Source organism: Novosphingobium sp. 9, assembly GCF_025340265.1.
Classification (GTDB): Bacteria; Pseudomonadota; Alphaproteobacteria; order Sphingomonadales; family Sphingomonadaceae; genus Novosphingobium.
This window is the reverse complement of record NZ_CP022708.1, coordinates 1,166,155-1,181,422: the sequence shown is the minus strand read 5'-3', so window position 1 is coordinate 1,181,422 and position 15,268 is coordinate 1,166,155. Positions and strand designations below refer to the sequence as shown.

The 15,268-nt window shown below is 63.3% G+C and carries 14 protein-coding genes; 8 read left to right on the top strand and 6 right to left on the bottom strand.

All coding sequences use genetic code 11. The annotated features are described in order from the left end of the window. The first annotated feature begins 109 nt into the window (after positions 1-109). The 5 genes from CI805_RS19940 (at position 110) to CI805_RS19920 (ending at position 7,429) form a co-directional block, all read left to right on the top strand. Complete coding sequence (locus tag CI805_RS19940) at positions 110-799, top strand: alpha/beta fold hydrolase (RefSeq protein ID WP_260928498.1); 690 nt, start codon at positions 110-112, stop codon at positions 797-799. A 368-nt stretch (positions 800-1,167) separates the two neighbouring features. Then, positions 1,168-3,495: a TonB-dependent receptor gene (locus tag CI805_RS19935; protein ID WP_260928496.1), complete on the top strand. Its 2,328-nt coding sequence runs from the start codon at positions 1,168-1,170 to the stop codon at positions 3,493-3,495. A 136-nt stretch (positions 3,496-3,631) separates the two neighbouring features. Next, a complete protein-coding gene (locus CI805_RS19930) occupies positions 3,632-5,002 on the top strand; it encodes an LLM class flavin-dependent oxidoreductase (protein WP_260928494.1) in 1,371 nt (456 codons plus the stop codon). Between the two features lie 24 nt (positions 5,003-5,026). Next, on the top strand, positions 5,027-6,121 hold the full coding sequence (locus CI805_RS19925) for a DUF3089 domain-containing protein (RefSeq protein ID WP_260928493.1): 1,095 nt from the start codon (positions 5,027-5,029) through the stop codon (positions 6,119-6,121). A 75-nt stretch (positions 6,122-6,196) separates the two neighbouring features. After that, on the top strand, positions 6,197-7,429 hold the full coding sequence (locus tag CI805_RS19920; RefSeq protein ID WP_260928492.1) for a M24 family metallopeptidase: 1,233 nt from the start codon (positions 6,197-6,199) through the stop codon (positions 7,427-7,429). A gap of 33 nt (positions 7,430-7,462) precedes the next feature. Here the strand turns inward: CI805_RS19920 and CI805_RS19915 are convergent, their stop codons facing one another. Together CI805_RS19915 and leuC are read right to left on the bottom strand one after the other, a co-directional pair. Next, positions 7,463-8,047 (bottom strand): 3-isopropylmalate dehydratase small subunit, encoded by a 585-nt coding sequence (locus tag CI805_RS19915; protein ID WP_260928490.1) that lies wholly within the window; start codon positions 8,045-8,047, stop codon positions 7,463-7,465. Continuing rightward, complete coding sequence (leuC, locus tag CI805_RS19910) at positions 8,044-9,438, bottom strand: 3-isopropylmalate dehydratase large subunit (RefSeq protein ID WP_260928488.1); 1,395 nt, start codon at positions 9,436-9,438, stop codon at positions 8,044-8,046. The genes CI805_RS19915 and leuC overlap by 4 nt, the downstream gene beginning before the upstream one ends. Before the next feature lie 269 nt (positions 9,439-9,707). On the opposite strand from leuC, the gene CI805_RS19905 reads away from it, so the two are divergent. Further along, positions 9,708-11,276 (top strand): FAD-binding oxidoreductase, encoded by a 1,569-nt coding sequence (locus tag CI805_RS19905; RefSeq protein WP_260928486.1) that lies wholly within the window; start codon positions 9,708-9,710, stop codon positions 11,274-11,276. 78 nt (positions 11,277-11,354) lie between these two features. Here the strand turns inward: CI805_RS19905 and CI805_RS19900 are convergent, their stop codons facing one another. From CI805_RS19900 to CI805_RS19885, 4 genes are read right to left on the bottom strand one after another with little or no spacing between them, the layout of a single operon-like run. Continuing rightward, a complete protein-coding gene (locus CI805_RS19900) occupies positions 11,355-11,864 on the bottom strand; it encodes a VOC family protein (protein ID WP_260928484.1) in 510 nt (169 codons plus the stop codon). A gap of 33 nt (positions 11,865-11,897) precedes the next feature. Further along, entirely contained in the window at positions 11,898-12,665 is a 768-nt protein-coding gene (locus CI805_RS19895; RefSeq protein ID WP_260928482.1) for an SDR family NAD(P)-dependent oxidoreductase, read from the bottom strand. Next, complete coding sequence (locus CI805_RS19890) at positions 12,662-13,135, bottom strand: alpha/beta fold hydrolase (RefSeq protein WP_260928480.1); 474 nt, start codon at positions 13,133-13,135, stop codon at positions 12,662-12,664. The genes CI805_RS19895 and CI805_RS19890 overlap by 4 nt, the downstream gene beginning before the upstream one ends. After that, positions 13,120-13,500, bottom strand: coding sequence for an alpha/beta fold hydrolase (locus CI805_RS19885; protein WP_260928478.1), 381 nt, complete (start codon positions 13,498-13,500; stop codon positions 13,120-13,122). The genes CI805_RS19890 and CI805_RS19885 overlap by 16 nt, the downstream gene beginning before the upstream one ends. A gap of 171 nt (positions 13,501-13,671) precedes the next feature. Between CI805_RS19885 and CI805_RS19880 the strand changes: the two genes are divergently transcribed. Together CI805_RS19880 and CI805_RS19875 are read left to right on the top strand one after the other, a co-directional pair. Continuing rightward, complete coding sequence (locus CI805_RS19880) at positions 13,672-14,406, top strand: SDR family NAD(P)-dependent oxidoreductase (protein ID WP_260928475.1); 735 nt, start codon at positions 13,672-13,674, stop codon at positions 14,404-14,406. Beyond that, positions 14,403-15,149 carry a hypothetical protein gene (locus CI805_RS19875; RefSeq protein ID WP_260928473.1) on the top strand — a complete coding sequence of 249 codons (747 nt, stop codon included), beginning with the start codon at positions 14,403-14,405 and terminating at the stop codon, positions 15,147-15,149. The genes CI805_RS19880 and CI805_RS19875 overlap by 4 nt, the downstream gene beginning before the upstream one ends. The last annotated feature ends 119 nt before the right edge of the window (positions 15,150-15,268 follow it).

The window sequence follows — 15,268 nt, the reverse complement described above, 5'->3', positions numbered from 1 at the left end:
CTCCGGGCCGCTTCGGGCAGGTGCATTACTATATCTCCACGCCCGACGGGCCGGTTACGCAGCCCCCGCTGCTGTGCCTGCACCAGACCCCAGCAGTGGACGGGAATGGATGCCGGTCCTGCCCGAACTGGCGCAGGACCGGGTGGTCATCGCAGCGGATACGCCTGGCTATGGCATGAGTGACGCGCCGCCGGCGCCTGTCGCGATTGAGGATTTCGCGGAAGAAATGGCAGCGTTGATGACGTACCTGGCCGGGATCGGCGAGATCGCAGGCGGCGCGTTCGATGTCATGGGCTATCACACCGGCTCGGTCACGACGACCGAACTGGCGCGGCGTTTCCCGGATCGGGTGCGCAAGGCGGTAGTCTTCGGGCTTGCAGCTTATCCGGCCGACCTACGTGCGCAGAAGCTGGCGCGGCTTGGCGAGGTGTTCCCCGTGCCCGACGCCACGCTCCATCATGTCGAGAAGCTCTGGGCCATCATGCGCACCCTGATCGACGAAAGGATGAGCGCGGAAGATCTCCATGTGGCCATGGCCCAGTGCCTCAGCCTTGGCCATCGCATGACCTGGGGATATGAATCGGTCTACAAGTATGACTTTTTGAGGGCGATGGCCGAGGTCCGGCAGCCGGTGCTGGTAATGAATCCGCAGGACGACCTCTGGGATGTGACGCATGCGACCTCGCACCTTTTTCCGCACGGTCAACGGCATGACATGCCGGGCGTATCGCACGGTATCCTGAAGCTGGAGACCTTGCGCGTGGTGCGTGTGGTCGACGCGTTCCTGCGAGATTCGTAAGGCGGCGCACCCGTGCGGGTGAAAATTATCCGACTAACGAAGATTCCGGCGCAGCATCTCGATTTGGATTAATAATAGATCATTATTTTTGTCACGGACGAAGAGCCGGGTACGGACGCGCAGACGCGAAAAAATAATACTGCGCGGAGGAGGAATGTGTCGATCAACACATAGAAGATCCGTCCAGTACGGGCTTCGTAAAACCATGAGGTTAATATGCAGCGGAAAAGTTATCTTTACGCCGTTGTCTCGGTACTGGCCCTTGTTACTGCCGCCGAGCCTGCGATCGCCCAGACGTCCACGCCGGCTGCGGGTGGCGCTGCTGCTGCGCCTGCGGCGCAAGTGCCGTCCTCGGGGGTGATATTGTCGTGACGGCGCGCAAGCGCAGCGAAGACATTCTCAAGACGCCGGTTGCGATCACCGCGATGACCGGCGAAATGCTGGAAAGCCGCGGCATCGCCTCGCTCGATGATCTGGCGAACTATACGCCCAGCATGAGCATCAACAGCAACAGTTCGGGCCGCAGCGACCGTTCGTTCCAGTCGATCATCATCCGTGGCTTCACGCCGGCGATCTCGACCTCGCAGACCGCAAGCCTGTTTATCGACGGCGTGCCGGTCTCGTCCTCCACGGCGGTGCAGAACCTTGGCGATCCGGCGCGTGTGGAAGTGCTCAAGGGCCCTCAGAGCGCCTATTTCGGTCGTCAGACTTTCGCGGGCGCCGTCAATGTCGTCACCCAAAGTCCGCCGGATGAGTTCGGCGGCTGGGTCAAGGCGCAGCTTGGCACCAACAACAACCGGGAAGTCGCGGCACAGATCGGCGGCCCGCTGATCGACGATGTGCTGTCGTTCTCGCTCGGCGGTCGCTATTGGGGCAAGGATGGGTCCTATGGAAACAAGGGCATCGCCGGGCAGACGCTGGGCGACCAGACCACCCGTTCCGCCAACCTTGCGCTGAAATTCACGCCGTCCAGCAATTTCACGGCCAAGGTGCTGGGCCTTTGGTCGGAGAATATCGACGGTCCCAGCGCCACCGCACTGATCCCCGCCTATTCGGTAACGGCGGCCAACGGGACATCGATCGTCACCTCGCAGTCGAACTGCAACGTCAACGGCAATGCCTGGTTCTGCGGGACCGCGCCCAAGCTCCAGGGGAATCAGCCTTCGGCGAACACGGCGAACACGCAGTTCATCAAGAACTTCCTCTCGCAGCCCAACGGTCGCCTGCTCAATCCCGAAGACGGCACGAAGGGGTATGGTCTGCGCAGCCGGTTCTATCACCTGCACCTGGCGATGGACTGGGATATCGGATCGGGCCTGACTCTCAGCTCGCTGACCGGCTACAACGACGAAATCCGCAGCACGTTGTCCGACCTCACGCTTTACAGCAATCAGGGCGCGCTTCTCAATTCCACGACGACGGCAGGTTCGCCGACCTACTTCGCGTATCCTTATCTGGTCGAATACCATCAGAAGGACGTGTCGCAGGAATTTCGCATGAGCCTGGAGAACGGCGGACCGCTGCATCTCGTGGTCGGGGCGAGCTACCTCTATTCGTTCTTCCAGTCGGGCGGCGGCGGTTCGCCCGGAGCGCTGGGTACGACCACGTTCTCAGCCGTCAGCGGCAGCACGGACTCCAATACCTATGGCGCGTTCTTCGGTCTGACCTATGATCTGACCAGCCGCCTGAGCCTGAGCGTCGATGGTCGATACCAGATCGACGAACTGGCCGCCTTCGCAAAGCCGACCGGTCAGACGTTGCTGTCGGATGCCTTCGCGCCGGCCGGAACCTATGCCGGTGGCCAGAAGCTGCTGAGCAGCACCTATCACAACTTCATGCCCCGCGCGATTTTGAACTTCAACGTATCGCCAAATCTGATGCTCTATACCTCCTATGCAAAGGGCATCAATCCGGGCGCGTTCAACGTGGTGTTCCTGACCCAGCCTGCGACGACGCAGCAGGCAGCAGCCGATGCGGGTCTTCAGGTCGGCGTGCGCCCGGAAACGCTTTCCGACTATGAACTGGGCGCCAAGGGCAAGCTGTTCGGCGGGGCGGTGACGTATTCGGTCGACGGGTATTACGGGATCTGGAACCATCAGCTGAACTCGCAGCAGATCACCGTGACGGATGCCAATGGCGTGCCGCAGCTCATCAGCGCAACGGTCAACTCGGGCAAGGTACGCGTGTGGGGCCTCGAGGCCGAGCTTAATGCGGCGCTGAGCGATCGGGTACATCTGAATGCCTCGGGATCGCTGAACGATACCTATATCCTGCAATACGCCAGCTCGCCGGTGACGGCGCTGACCGGCATGACCAGCTTCCGCGGCAAGCAGTTGCCCAACGCGCCGAAGTACTCTGGTTCTATCGGGGCGCAGTACGATTATCCGCTCGATACGATCAAGGCGGACCTCTACATGCGCGGCGATTTCGTCTATCGCTCCGGCCTCTATTCGGATGTGTCGAACCTGGTCAAGACGCAGGCCTATACGCAGTTCGACATGCGCGCCGGGATCAAGACCGGCAAGGTCAAGATCGAAGCCTACGTAACCAACGTGTTCAACAACAAGGCCTATTCGTCGATCGGTGATTACTACACCATCGATCCGACGTTTGCGCACTTCAGCAAGTATTCCGGGCTTGCCGTGGGCCTGCGCGATCTGCGCACCTTCGGTCTCAGCGCGCGGTACGATTTCTGAGTAACCGCCGGGGCGGGAAGGGTATGACGGTCATTCCCGCCCCGGCAGCCTTGCGATCCTGCGCGGCAGGATCGTCGGGCAACGATGGAGGGGCGAAGCGCGCTCCGGTTCCAAACAGGCAAGAAAGCGACGTGTGATGAGTGCAGACAATCGGCGGATGATCCTCGCGACGTTCATTCACAACAGCGGTTCTCACCCCGGCGGCTGGCGCTATCCGGCAGAGGGGCCGGTCGATCAGCACGACTTTTCGCACTATGCCCGACTTGCCCAAAAGGCCGAAAAGGGTAAGCTGCACGTCTATTTCTCGGGAGATTCCCAGGGATTTCCGCATATCCGCGGCAAGGACGCCTTTGCCGCGACCGATTATGCCGGTAAGCTGGAGCCGACCACTCTGCTCGCGGCGCTCTCGGTGGTGACGCAGAACATCGGGCTTGTCGCCACCGTCTCGACCACCTTCAACGAGCCTTATTCGATCGCGCGACGTTTCGCCTCGCTGGATCATATCTCGGGCGGGCGTATCGGCTGGAATGTCGTGACCTCGACCGGCGATATCGAGGCGCGCAACTTCGGGTTCGATGCGATCATGGGGCATGACCGGCGCTATGAACGCGCGGAGGAATTCGTGAATGTCGTGCGCAACTTGTGGGACAGTTGGGAAGACGATGCGATCGTTCGCGATGCTTCGGCAGGGCGCTACTTCGATCCCGCAAAGGTTCACCAGCTTGATCATGACGGCGAGTTCTTCCGGGTCGCCGGGCCGCTGAACGTCGGTCGACCGCCGCAGGGTCATCCGATCATCGTGCAGGCAGGCGGTTCGCCTTCCGGTCGGGCTCTGGCGGCGCGTACCGCCGACATGATCTTTACGGCGCAGAACAGCATTTCCGGCGCCCAGGATTTCTACGCCGATATGAAGGCGCGGGCTGCCTTGTTCGGGCGCGATCCCGGTACGCTGCTGGTGATCCCTTCCGTACAGTTCATCCTTGCAGGCACCGAGGAAGCGGCAGCGCGCAAGAAGGAAGAACTGCTCGAACTCATTCCCGATGCGCTGGCGTTCCAGACGCTGCAGTTGCAGCTCGGTGCGGACCTCAGCCACTGTTCGCTGGACGACAAGCTTCCAGAAGTCGCGCAGACCGAGGGCGGCCAGTGGGTGCAGGAGCAGATCGTGCGCATGGCTCGTGAGGAAGACCTGACGATCCGTGAACTGGCCAAGCGGGTCGTGGTTGCCCGCGCCAGTCTGGCGATGGCGGGAACGCCCGAACAGGTGGCTGACTTCTGCCAGGACTGGTTCCTGCAGAAGGGCGCGGACGGCTTTTCGATCACGCCCAATTACCTTCCGGCCAACCTTGACGATTTCGTCGACGAGGTGGTGCCGATCCTCCAGCGCCGCGGCCTGTTCCGTACCGATTACGAAGGCGAGACCCTGAGGGACAATCTGGGCCTCTCGCGCCCCGAGAATGGCTTTGTGGCCGATCCCGAACTGGGTAACGAACCGGCGATCTGGGCCTGATGGCGCAAGAGTGAGTGATACGATATGAAGGCGATCACACTGGCCGTACTGGCGCTGTTGTCCGGGGCATCCGCCATGGCGCAGGCTCCTGCGGCAGCACCTGTTCCGGCGCATCCCATGCCGGACAGCATGGCGCCGAGCGCGCCGGATTATACCAGCGCCGCATCGTGGTTTGCGCTGCCCGGCCACCCCGGCGATACGATCGCCACGCCTGAAGGGGCACGCCCGGCAGCGTCGAAGGCAAAGCAGGTCGCGGTGTTCTACATCCATCCGACGACCTACAAATCGACAGACCGCTACAATCTGGATATCGCGGACGAGACCACCAACCACTGGACGGCAGAGAGCGTGATCGCGCGGCAGGCGGGCGTGTTCAACGGCTGTTGTACGATCTATGCACCGAAGTATCGGCAGGCGAGCACCGGTGCCTTTATCGATACCCCTACGCGCAAGGCCGCCTTCGCCATCGCCTATAGCGATGTCCTGCGCGCTTTTGACGTGTTCCTCCAGCGGATCGGGCCGAACACGCCGTTCATTATCGCCAGCCACAGCCAGGGGGCATTCCATGCCGCAGAGCTGTTGCAGGACCGTATCGACGGCACCCCGCTCGCCCGCCGGATGGTCGTCGCTTACGTTATCGGCCTGAACATCTCCAAGGGCGAGTTCGGCCGCCGGTATCATCAGCTTCAGTTCTGCGATCGCCCGGATCAGACCGGCTGCGTGCTCAGCTGGAATGCCATGCTGCCCGATGGGAAACGACAGGCGTTCATCGACAGCTCGGAAAAGTTCTATACCGACCAATATGGCGACAATCCCGGCAAGGCGCTGGAATGCGTCAATCCGTTGACGTTCGATACCGGCAAGCCGGATGCATCCGCGCGCCGCTCGAAGGGCGCCGTGGCGGGCGATCCGGGTTTCCTGCCCATGCACCCGGTTCTGCGCGGGGCTGTCTCGGCGCGCTGTGAGGATGGTGTGCTGGTGGTTCAGCCGGACGCGCGTCTGGCGATGACGCCGCTGCCGAACGGATCGCTGCACTATGACGAGTACGGCCTGTTCTACAACGATATTCGAGCCAACGTGCTGGTGCGCATCAAGGCCTGGGAGCGGCGTAACCGGTAAGCGGGCGCGAGCGCCCTGTGATTTTTCCTTCTTTTCTTATGTGAGATCGACACGATGAGCCTTCCTCTTCCTCTCATGAACCGTGCGCGGGCATCGCAGGTCATGGCCGCCTCGCAGGTTGAGGCTCTCGTGCTTTCGGACCCGCTGAATATCTATCACGCGACGGGTTTCTGGCCGCAGACGGTGGCAATGGGGCAGAACGGGGTCGCCTATGCCGTCGTCCCGGCCGATGCCGCCAAGCCGGTCCGGCTCATTTCCAGCCAGTTTTTGCATTACCTGTGGGATCTGGACGATACGCCCGACGGCGGCGAACTGGACATCTACCTTTATACCGCGCCCTTCGGAATGGATGGTGCCGCTGCGGCGCCGCTGTTCCTCTCGCCTCTGCCGGACGGGCGGGCGGATGTGCTGGACGAGATCACGCGCGATTCCACGATGCGCCTGCTCGAACGTCGCCCGGCATTTCCCAGTGCCCGCGCTGCCGTGTTCGGTGCGTTGGAGGGGTTGCTCGGTGCGCGCCCGCGCGTGGGCGTCGATACCCTGGTGGTGACATCGGTACTGGGAGACGGCTTCGATTTCCAGATGGCGGACCCCATCCTTCGCGCGACGCGGATGGTGAAATCCCAGCGCGAAGTCGCGCTGATGCGCCACGCTGCGCAGAACAACGCGACGGCGGCCCGCACGGCGATCGAATCGATGGTCCCCGAGGTCAGCACCTACGACGATCTGCGCAAGGCCTTCTTCGCAGAGACCGGCGCTCGGGGCGGGGTCCCGCTGTTCCTGTCGTCCGATACGATGACCATGCGCCGTCGCTCCAGCGTCATCAAGACGGGGCGTTCATTCCAGATCGATGCGGTCAGCCATTATGCGGGCTATCACGGCGATTATGGGCGAACGGTATTCGTGGGAGAGCCGGATGCGATCATTCGCCGTATGGTCGATGCCGCCTTGTGCGCCAACGATGCCATCGCCGCGCAATTGCAGCCCGGCATGCGCTATTCGGAAGTCCAGCGGATGGGGCAGGATGCCATCCGCAAGGCCGGTTTCGACAATATCGGCATTCCCTGCACCGCCCACAGTGTTGGTCTGTTCCATACCGACGAGGCTTTCCGCGACGGTTCGCTGGCCTTTCTCAAGGACGATCACGTGATCGAGGCGAACATGACGCTCAGCATCGACTGCCCGCTGCTGCATCTCGACGAGAGCGGCAATGTGCATCTGGAAGATCTCTGGCTGGTCACGCAGGATGGTTGCGAGCCGCTGAACGAGCGCGATGCGCCTTATATCCAGATCCCTGCTGCCGGTTGACGGCAGCAGGTCTGGAATATCCGGGCTTTTACCTCACCCCTTCGTCCACAACCAGGGCGCCGCGTGACGCTGGCGCCCTTCGAAGGCCGTGATGTCCTCGCGGTGCAGCGCCAGAATGCGGGTTGTGGCATTCCAGCCTTCCAGCAGCATACGGCGATCCACGTCGCTGATCGAGAAGCGGATCGCTGTTCCGCCGAAATGGACAGTTGTATTGGCAAGGTCGACCTCCAGCACGGTGCCCGCCTGCGCGGCTGTCATCAGCGCGAGGTGATCGGCCTCGCCGACCAGACCTGCCAATACGCCGTTATTGGTGCAATTGCTGCGGAAGATTTCGCCGAAGGACGGCGCGAAGATCGCCCGAAAGCCCGCGTCCGCCAGAGTCCACACGGCATGTTCGCGGCTTGAGCCGCAGCCGAAGTTGGCACCTGCCACCAGAATGGGATTTTCGTCCGGAGCATCAATGCGGGCGCGCAGGTCTGCGCGGTCGGCAAAGGCGAGGTTGCCCAGGCCCAGCTTCTCGGTGCGCAGCAGGAAGCGTGCGGGATAGATCACGTCGGTATCGATATCATCTTCGGGCAAGGCGAAGGCGCTGCCCGAAACGGTGGTGAAAGGGGTCATGCTGCAAGTTCCTCGCGAATATCGACGATCCGGCCTGCGATCGCTGCGGCGGCCACCATCTGCGGGCTGGCGAGATGGGTGCGGGCTCCGGGGCCCTGCCGACCCTCGAAGTTGCGGTTGGATGTCGAGATCGCGCGCTGGCCGGTCGGCACACTGTCACCGTTCATGGCGACACACAGCGAGCATCCGGCGGCATGCCACTCGAACCCCGCTGCCCTGAACACGCTGTCCAGTCCTTCCGCTTCGGCCTGTCGTTTCACCAGCCCGGAGCCGGGGACCACCATTGCCGTCACGTTCGGGGCGACATGGCGCCCCCGGATCACGGCGGCAGCGGCGCGAAGGTCTTCGATCCGGCCGTTGGTACACGATCCGATGAACGCGAAGTCGATCGGCAGGCCCTTGACCGGCTTGCCCGCGTCCAGCCCCATGTAGGCGAGCGCACGGGCCGGGCCATCGGGCACCGGCGCATCGACGGCGATGACCTGATCGGGGGAGATACCGTATGTGACCTGCGGGGCCATGCTCGCCGCATCGAGGACGACCTCCTGCGAGAACACGGCGTCATCGTGAGAACGCAGCGTGCGCCAGTATGCGACGGCGGCCTCCCACAAGGGGCCTGTCGGCGCGCGTTCGCGCCCTTCGATCCAGGCAAAGGTGGTATCGTCGGGCGCGATGAGGGCGACGCGCGCACCCGCTTCGATCCCCATGTTGCACAAGGTCATGCGCGCTTCCATCGAGGCAGAGGTGACGGCGCTTCCGCATAGTTCGATTGCATGGCCAACCCCGCCGCCCGATCCGATCCGGCCGATCAGCGAAAGTACCATGTCCTTGGCGGAAACGCCCGGCGGAAGCTGGCCGTCGATGCGGACGCGCAGGGTCTTCGCGCGCGTTTGCCAGAGGCACTGCGTCGCCATGACCGTGCCGCATTCGCTGGCGCCGATCCCGAAGGCAAGCGCCCCGAAGGCGCCGTGCGTCGCCGTATGGCTGTCACCGCAAACGAGCGTGATGCCGGGAAGCGTGAAGGCCTGTTCGGGCGAGATCACATGGACGATGCCCTGCCGAGGGTCGTTCAGATCGATCAGTTCGATGCCGAATTCGCGGCAGTTGCGTTCCAGCAGGGCCACCTGACGACGCGCCATTTCCTCGCGGATCGCGCCGCCTTCGCGATCGCGCGTCGGGACGGCGTGGTCGGGAACCGCCAGTTGCGTGGCCGGGCGGCGGACAGCCAGGCCGTTTTCGCGCAGCAACTCGAAGGATTGCGGGGTAGAGACCTCATGCAACAGGTGCCTGTCGAGATAGAGCAGGTCCTGTCCATCGGGTGCACTGGCGACGACATGCGCGTCCCAGAGGCGGTCGTACAGTGTGCGCGGCGCATCGGCGGTGTTGTTCATGGGGCCTTTTGCTGCCGCGTTCGCTACCGGGTCGAGCAGAAGGCAGGGGGTGTCCGTCCTTCGGATAGCGGGACACGAGCAGGCGCGTCATTGGCGCTGTGCGATTAGGGTGCCAATAGACGGTGCCAATAGACGGTGCCAATAGACGGTGCCAATAGACGGTGCCAATAGACGATGACTTGGTGCCCGAACACTGTCCCCGGCGTATTCGTTCGGGAATGTGAGCCGGCAATGGTCCATCACGCCCCAAGTATGAGGAACGAAATTCGATGACTGTCCAGGCCGATTTCCTTGCGCGCCTCGCTGCCGAGCTGGATGCCGAGGGGCTGGTGACGGACCCGGCTCGCGTGGCCTTCCTTGCGACCGACGTCTATCGTGCCCAGGCGATGCCGGTCGCCGTTGCGCGCCCGAACAGCGTCGAGGCATTGCAGGGGGTTGTCCGCACTTTATCGGATGCCGATGTGAAGTGGACCGTGCGCGGCGGCGGCGCATCGTACACCGATGGTTACAACGCGACATCACCCGATCTCGTGCTGATCGATCTCAGCCGACTGGATCGGATCGTTACGCTGGATGAATTCAACGGCTTCGTGACGGTCGAGGCAGGCGTAACCTGGGCGAAGCTGTCCGACGTGCTGGCCGAGCGTGGCTGGCGCACACCCTTCCGGGGGCCATTTTCGGGTCTCGTTGCGACGGTCGGCGGCTCGATGTCGCAGAACGCGGTCAGCCATGGCTCGGGCGCATGGGGCATTTCCGCCGAATCCGCCCAAAGCTTCGACGTCGTGATGGCCGATGGTTCGCTGCTTCGAACCGGTTCCGGTGCTGCCGGCCTGAAGCCTTTCGCCCGGCATTTCGGCCCCGACCTGACCGGCCTGTTTACCGGCGATTGCGGCGCTCTGGGGATCAAGGCAAGGATCACCCTGCCGATCATCCGCAGCCGTCCGGCGCATCGTGTGGTGTCGTTTGCCTTTGCCGAGTTCGCGCAGATGCATGAATCCATGCGCCGGATCGCGCAGGAGCGTATCGAGGATTCGCACTTCGCTCTCGATGCCGCCCTGTCCCAGGGCCAGATCGCGCGGCAGGAGCGGGCAGGGGGAAGCCTGAAGATGGCGCTCTCGATCGTGCGTTCTTCGCCTTCGGTGCTTTCGGGCGTGAAACAGGTCGCCGCGGCGGGCGTCATGGCACGTCGCCAGATCGCGGCCTCGCGGTACATGACGCACTACATCGTCGAGGGGTTCGACGATGGCGAGGCGCGCGCGCGCCTGCATCGCCTGCGCGAGATCAACCGCGAGCTTGGCCGCGAGATCGCGGCGACCGTTCCCGCTGTCGTGCGCGGTATGCCCTTTGCGCCGTTCTATAATGTTCTGGGCCCCGGAGGCGAGCGCTGGGTGCCGTTGCACGGGGTGATGGCACACGATGCGGTGCGCGGGTTTGATGCCGCGCTGCAGAATTTCTATGCGCTGCGCAAAGCGGACATGGAGCGCCTTGGCGTGTGGGGCGGAGGCATGTACTCGACCATCGGCACGTCGGGTTTTCTGTACGAGATCGCGCTCTACTGGCCGGATGAGATCACGGCCTACCACCGCGAAATGGTGCCCGCAGATTACCTGGCGCAACTACCCAGTTTTGCGCCAAATCCCGAAGCGCGCGAGTATGTGGCCAGGATGAAGGCAGACCTGATCGCGCTGTACGATGCCCATGGCGCTGTCCATTTCCAGCTTGGCCGCGCCTATCCTTTCAGGGAGCGTCTGGGCGGGACAGAGCAGCAGATCGCCGATGCTCTGAAGGACGCGTTCGACCCTGCCCGACGACTGGGGCCGGGCGTTCTGGGGTTCTGAGCGGTGGCCTCAAGCGACACGCAAAGGGCAGTGTAGTCGGAGCGCAGAACCGTCCGGGCTGTTGCCCCGTCGCCGATATCACGAATAGTCGAGTTCGGGCCGGGTCCGCTCCTGCTGGGCGGGATCGGTTTCGACAAGGTTGATGAAGACCCCGTCCGGATCGCGCAGACACACTTCCAGTTGCTGGCGGTGCTCCATCGCGAAGACCTGCGGTTCAGGCGCCCAGCTTGCGCCCAGTTCGCGAAGCGTGGCCATCGTGGTTATGATATCGGTGACATAGAACACCAGGGTCACTTCGCCGATACGGGCCGGACCGCTGGCAGGCGCAATCTCTTCTGCGGTCGTACCTGCGGCCAGTTGGAACAGGCCGACCATGCCGAAGTTCGGTCCGGGTCGCTTGACGATGCAGATATCGAACGGGCGTGGATCGTCGAAGCCGAGGATTGCGGTGGCGGAGGGGTGCTGAAGGCGGCCCTCGAAGTAGATCTCGCCAAGGCCGATCGCGCGGTAGAAGCGCTTTGAACGTTCGATATCGCGCACGAAGATGGTGGCGCGTACCAGCGCCGAAGACGGGTGTTCGAGGCTCATCGTCATCGCATGTCTCGCAGGAATGAAAAGGGGTCAGGCACCCGGAATGTTGCCGCCGTCGACTGGCAGGTGAATACCGCTGATGGCTGCATTCGTAGGATCGGCGAGGAACAGCACAGCGCGGGCAATATCGTCGGGGGCCGCCAGCTTGCCGAGAGGGCTGTAGGCGCGCATGCGGTCGAGAAAAGCCGTGTCGCTTTCTCCCTCCATCACGTTGCCCATCAGCATATCGGTGGGGACAGCGCCGGGCAGAACCGCATTGACGCGAATGCCGTAGGCACCGGCGGCGCGTGCGGCGGTTCGCGTCGTCATGAGAACCGCTGCCTTTGATCCGCAATAGGCGGCTCCGGTGGGGCTGGCGGTGATCGAGAGGCCCGAGCCCATGTAGACTATCGCGCCTGACATTCTGGGCTTCATGGCCCTGATCGCCTCTCGGCAGCCCAGAAATGTGCCATCGGCATTGATCGCAAAATGCCGTCGCCACAGGTCGAGCGGCATATCCTCGAAAGCAACGTTGGGACGGTAGAACCCGGCGTTGTTCACCAGCACGTCGAGGCGACCGAACCGGCGTTCGACGAAGGCCATCAGGGCATGCCACGAGGCCTCGTCGCTGACGTCGAGATGGCGGCGGACGATGGGGGTGTCGGGGAGCGCGTCTTCATCCTCGCAGGCGATGTCTGCCGACACGACAGAGGCGCCCTCCCGTGCAAAGGCTTCGACGATAGCGGCGCCGAGACCGCTTGCGCCGCCGGTCACGATGACGGTGCTTCCGGCAAAGCGCCCCTGGATGTCGCCGCTCATAGGTCGTTTCCTGTTTCTGCAAGGAACCGGGCGACAGCCTCGGCCCAGCGATCGGGTTGTTCGTCGACGATGTCGATCCCGCCGCCGTCCAGCGAGATCAGCGAGAAGTCGGGGCGCAAGGCTTTCGTGCGCAGGGCATGGTCGTGGATCTGGTCGCCGGTATTGGTCAGGATCAGTGTCGGACAGGCGATCTGGGGAAGGCGTGCCGATAGATCGTAGGTGAAGGCTGCATGGTGCCCCCACCAGAAGGGTCCCCTGCCGCTGAGGGCCTGCACCACGTAATCGGAAAGACGCTCCGCAGAGATTTCTCCGTGGGCGAGCGTGTCGCGGATGTCGAACAGTTCGGCCATGTGTCCGGCATGCTCGCGGGCATGCCAGTTGCGTTCCCAGACGTGCAGGCCGCTTAGGAAGTCGGCCTTCAGCGCTTCATCAACCAGCAAGGGCCCATTGAGGATCAGGGCAGAGGCCATGTCCGGAAACCGTACGGCGGCTTCTGCGGCGACGAGCGCGCCGGTGTGATGCCCAGCAGCGCGGCCCGTTCGAGACCGAACGCGGTGAGCACGGCCGGTATGATCTGGGCATAATCGCCGATGGTGGGCACATCGGGTGTCGGGTCCGATCCCCCGAAGCCGGGCATGTCGATACCGACAGCCATGATCCCGTGCTTTGCCAGAGGGGCGTAGACATGATCGAACTGGGCCGAGGTCATCGGTGCCTGATGGAGCAGGAGAAGCGGGGTGCCTGCGCCATGGCAGCGAGCATGGATCTGACCGAATGGCCCGTCGATATAATGTCGCCGGACCAGCGGTGCTGACGTGGTGGGATGCTTGGTCATCTGCAAGAATGCGTCCTGTCAAGGTATGGCGATATCTTGATGCAAGGCGTCGCATCATCGCGCGATCTCGCCTGCGATAACCGCAGGGCGGTCAAACGCAGGCTCGCTCATCAGGGATCGTCGGGCCGGCAGCACCATGTCCGCGTAGCGATATCATGGGAAGGCGAGATGATGGATGCGTGGACAATCGTGACGGGGGCGGCATCCGGGATCGGGGCCGCGGTTGCAGACAGGCTGGAAGAGGCAGGTCGCAAGGTGTTGCGCGCCGATCTTGCCATGGGGTGCGATCAGGGTGCTCTTCTCGATGTCCGCGATGAGGGAGGCTGGGCGCGGCTCGTGGAAGGTCTCGTATCGAAAGGCGGTGTGGAAGGATTGGTAAATTGCGCTGGGATCGGTTCCATCGCCACGATCGAAGAGGAGGACATGGTCCGCTTCGATGCCGTGATGGCGGTCAACCTGAGGGGCACGGTGCTGGGATGCCGGGCAGTCCTTCCCCTGATGCGCCAGGCGGGGCGCGGCGCGATCGTGAATATCGGTTCGACCTTCGGGCTTCTCGCGCGGAACGGCTGTGCATCCTATGCTGTCAGCAAGGCAGCAGTGGCGCACCTGACGCGTTGTATGGCGCTTGACCTTGGCAATAGCGGCATCCGGGTCAATTGCGTCTGCCCTGGGCTGATCGAGACGCCGATGGTCCATCCGCTGACCAGTGCAGGGTATGAGGCCCACTTGCAGGGTGATCTCGACGCGCATCCGCTCGGGCGGATCGGGCAGGCGCGCGAAGTGGCGGAGGCTGTCGCGTTCCTGATGTCGGATGCCGCTTCCTTCATGACCGGTGCGATCATGCCGGTGGACGGTGGCTATACGGCAGGCAAGGCTGTGCCGCGCCCACGGGAACGTGCAGCATGAGCCCGTTGCCAGACCACGCGATGCGCACGGCCCCCGGCGCTTTGATCGAGCGGGGTGTGATCGCCTATCGTAACCGCGAACAGGCCGTGATCGGGCGCGAGTGGTTCGATCTGTGGATGGTGCCGGGAGGAAGGTTGCTGCGGGCGCTTTGTATCATGGCGGCCGACGAGAGAGGCGAGGGGGATCTGGTTCGGGACGTGTCGATGGCGCTCGACCGGGACTGGCGTCCTCGCGATGGCTGGAGCCGCGTCATGCGCCCGGCACAGGGCGATGATGCGCTCTGGTTCCGGGTCAGCGGGGAACGGCTGCTTGCCGACACCCGCCTCGCCGGAGAAGACCGCGCGCAGGCGGTTTCATCGCTTCCCTTCGGGCTGCCCTATCTCGGCCTGCATCCGTTGCAGGGAGATGCGCTGATCGCCATGGCCCGAGGGCGCGATGAGCCGGGCGTCTATCGCCTGATCGCCTCGGCAACCAATTCGGTATCGCCCAACGGGGATGCAGCGCCGGGCGCTCATCTTCTCGATATCGCCGTCGCCTGGGTGGGCGAGAGCGAGATTTCGGTGCCTGCGGGACGCTTTGCGGCCGATCATTTTCGGTTGCGCTGGCGTCAGGACTGGCCTGCGGCAGACCTGTGGGTGCGTCGCGGAGATTGCCTGTTCCTGCGGATGGCCTGGGAACTGGTGGAGGGGGACTTCGTGCTGGAAACGCTCGAAACGGCGCAGCGTTTATCCGATCTGCGGTGAGATTTGCCAAAGGTGCGCTTCGGCGCCCGATCTTTTGACGACACTCGTCGGCCATGGACTTGGAGATGGGTGCCACGGCAACATCGCCGAGCCCTTCGACGTTCCTGTCTAATTTTTGG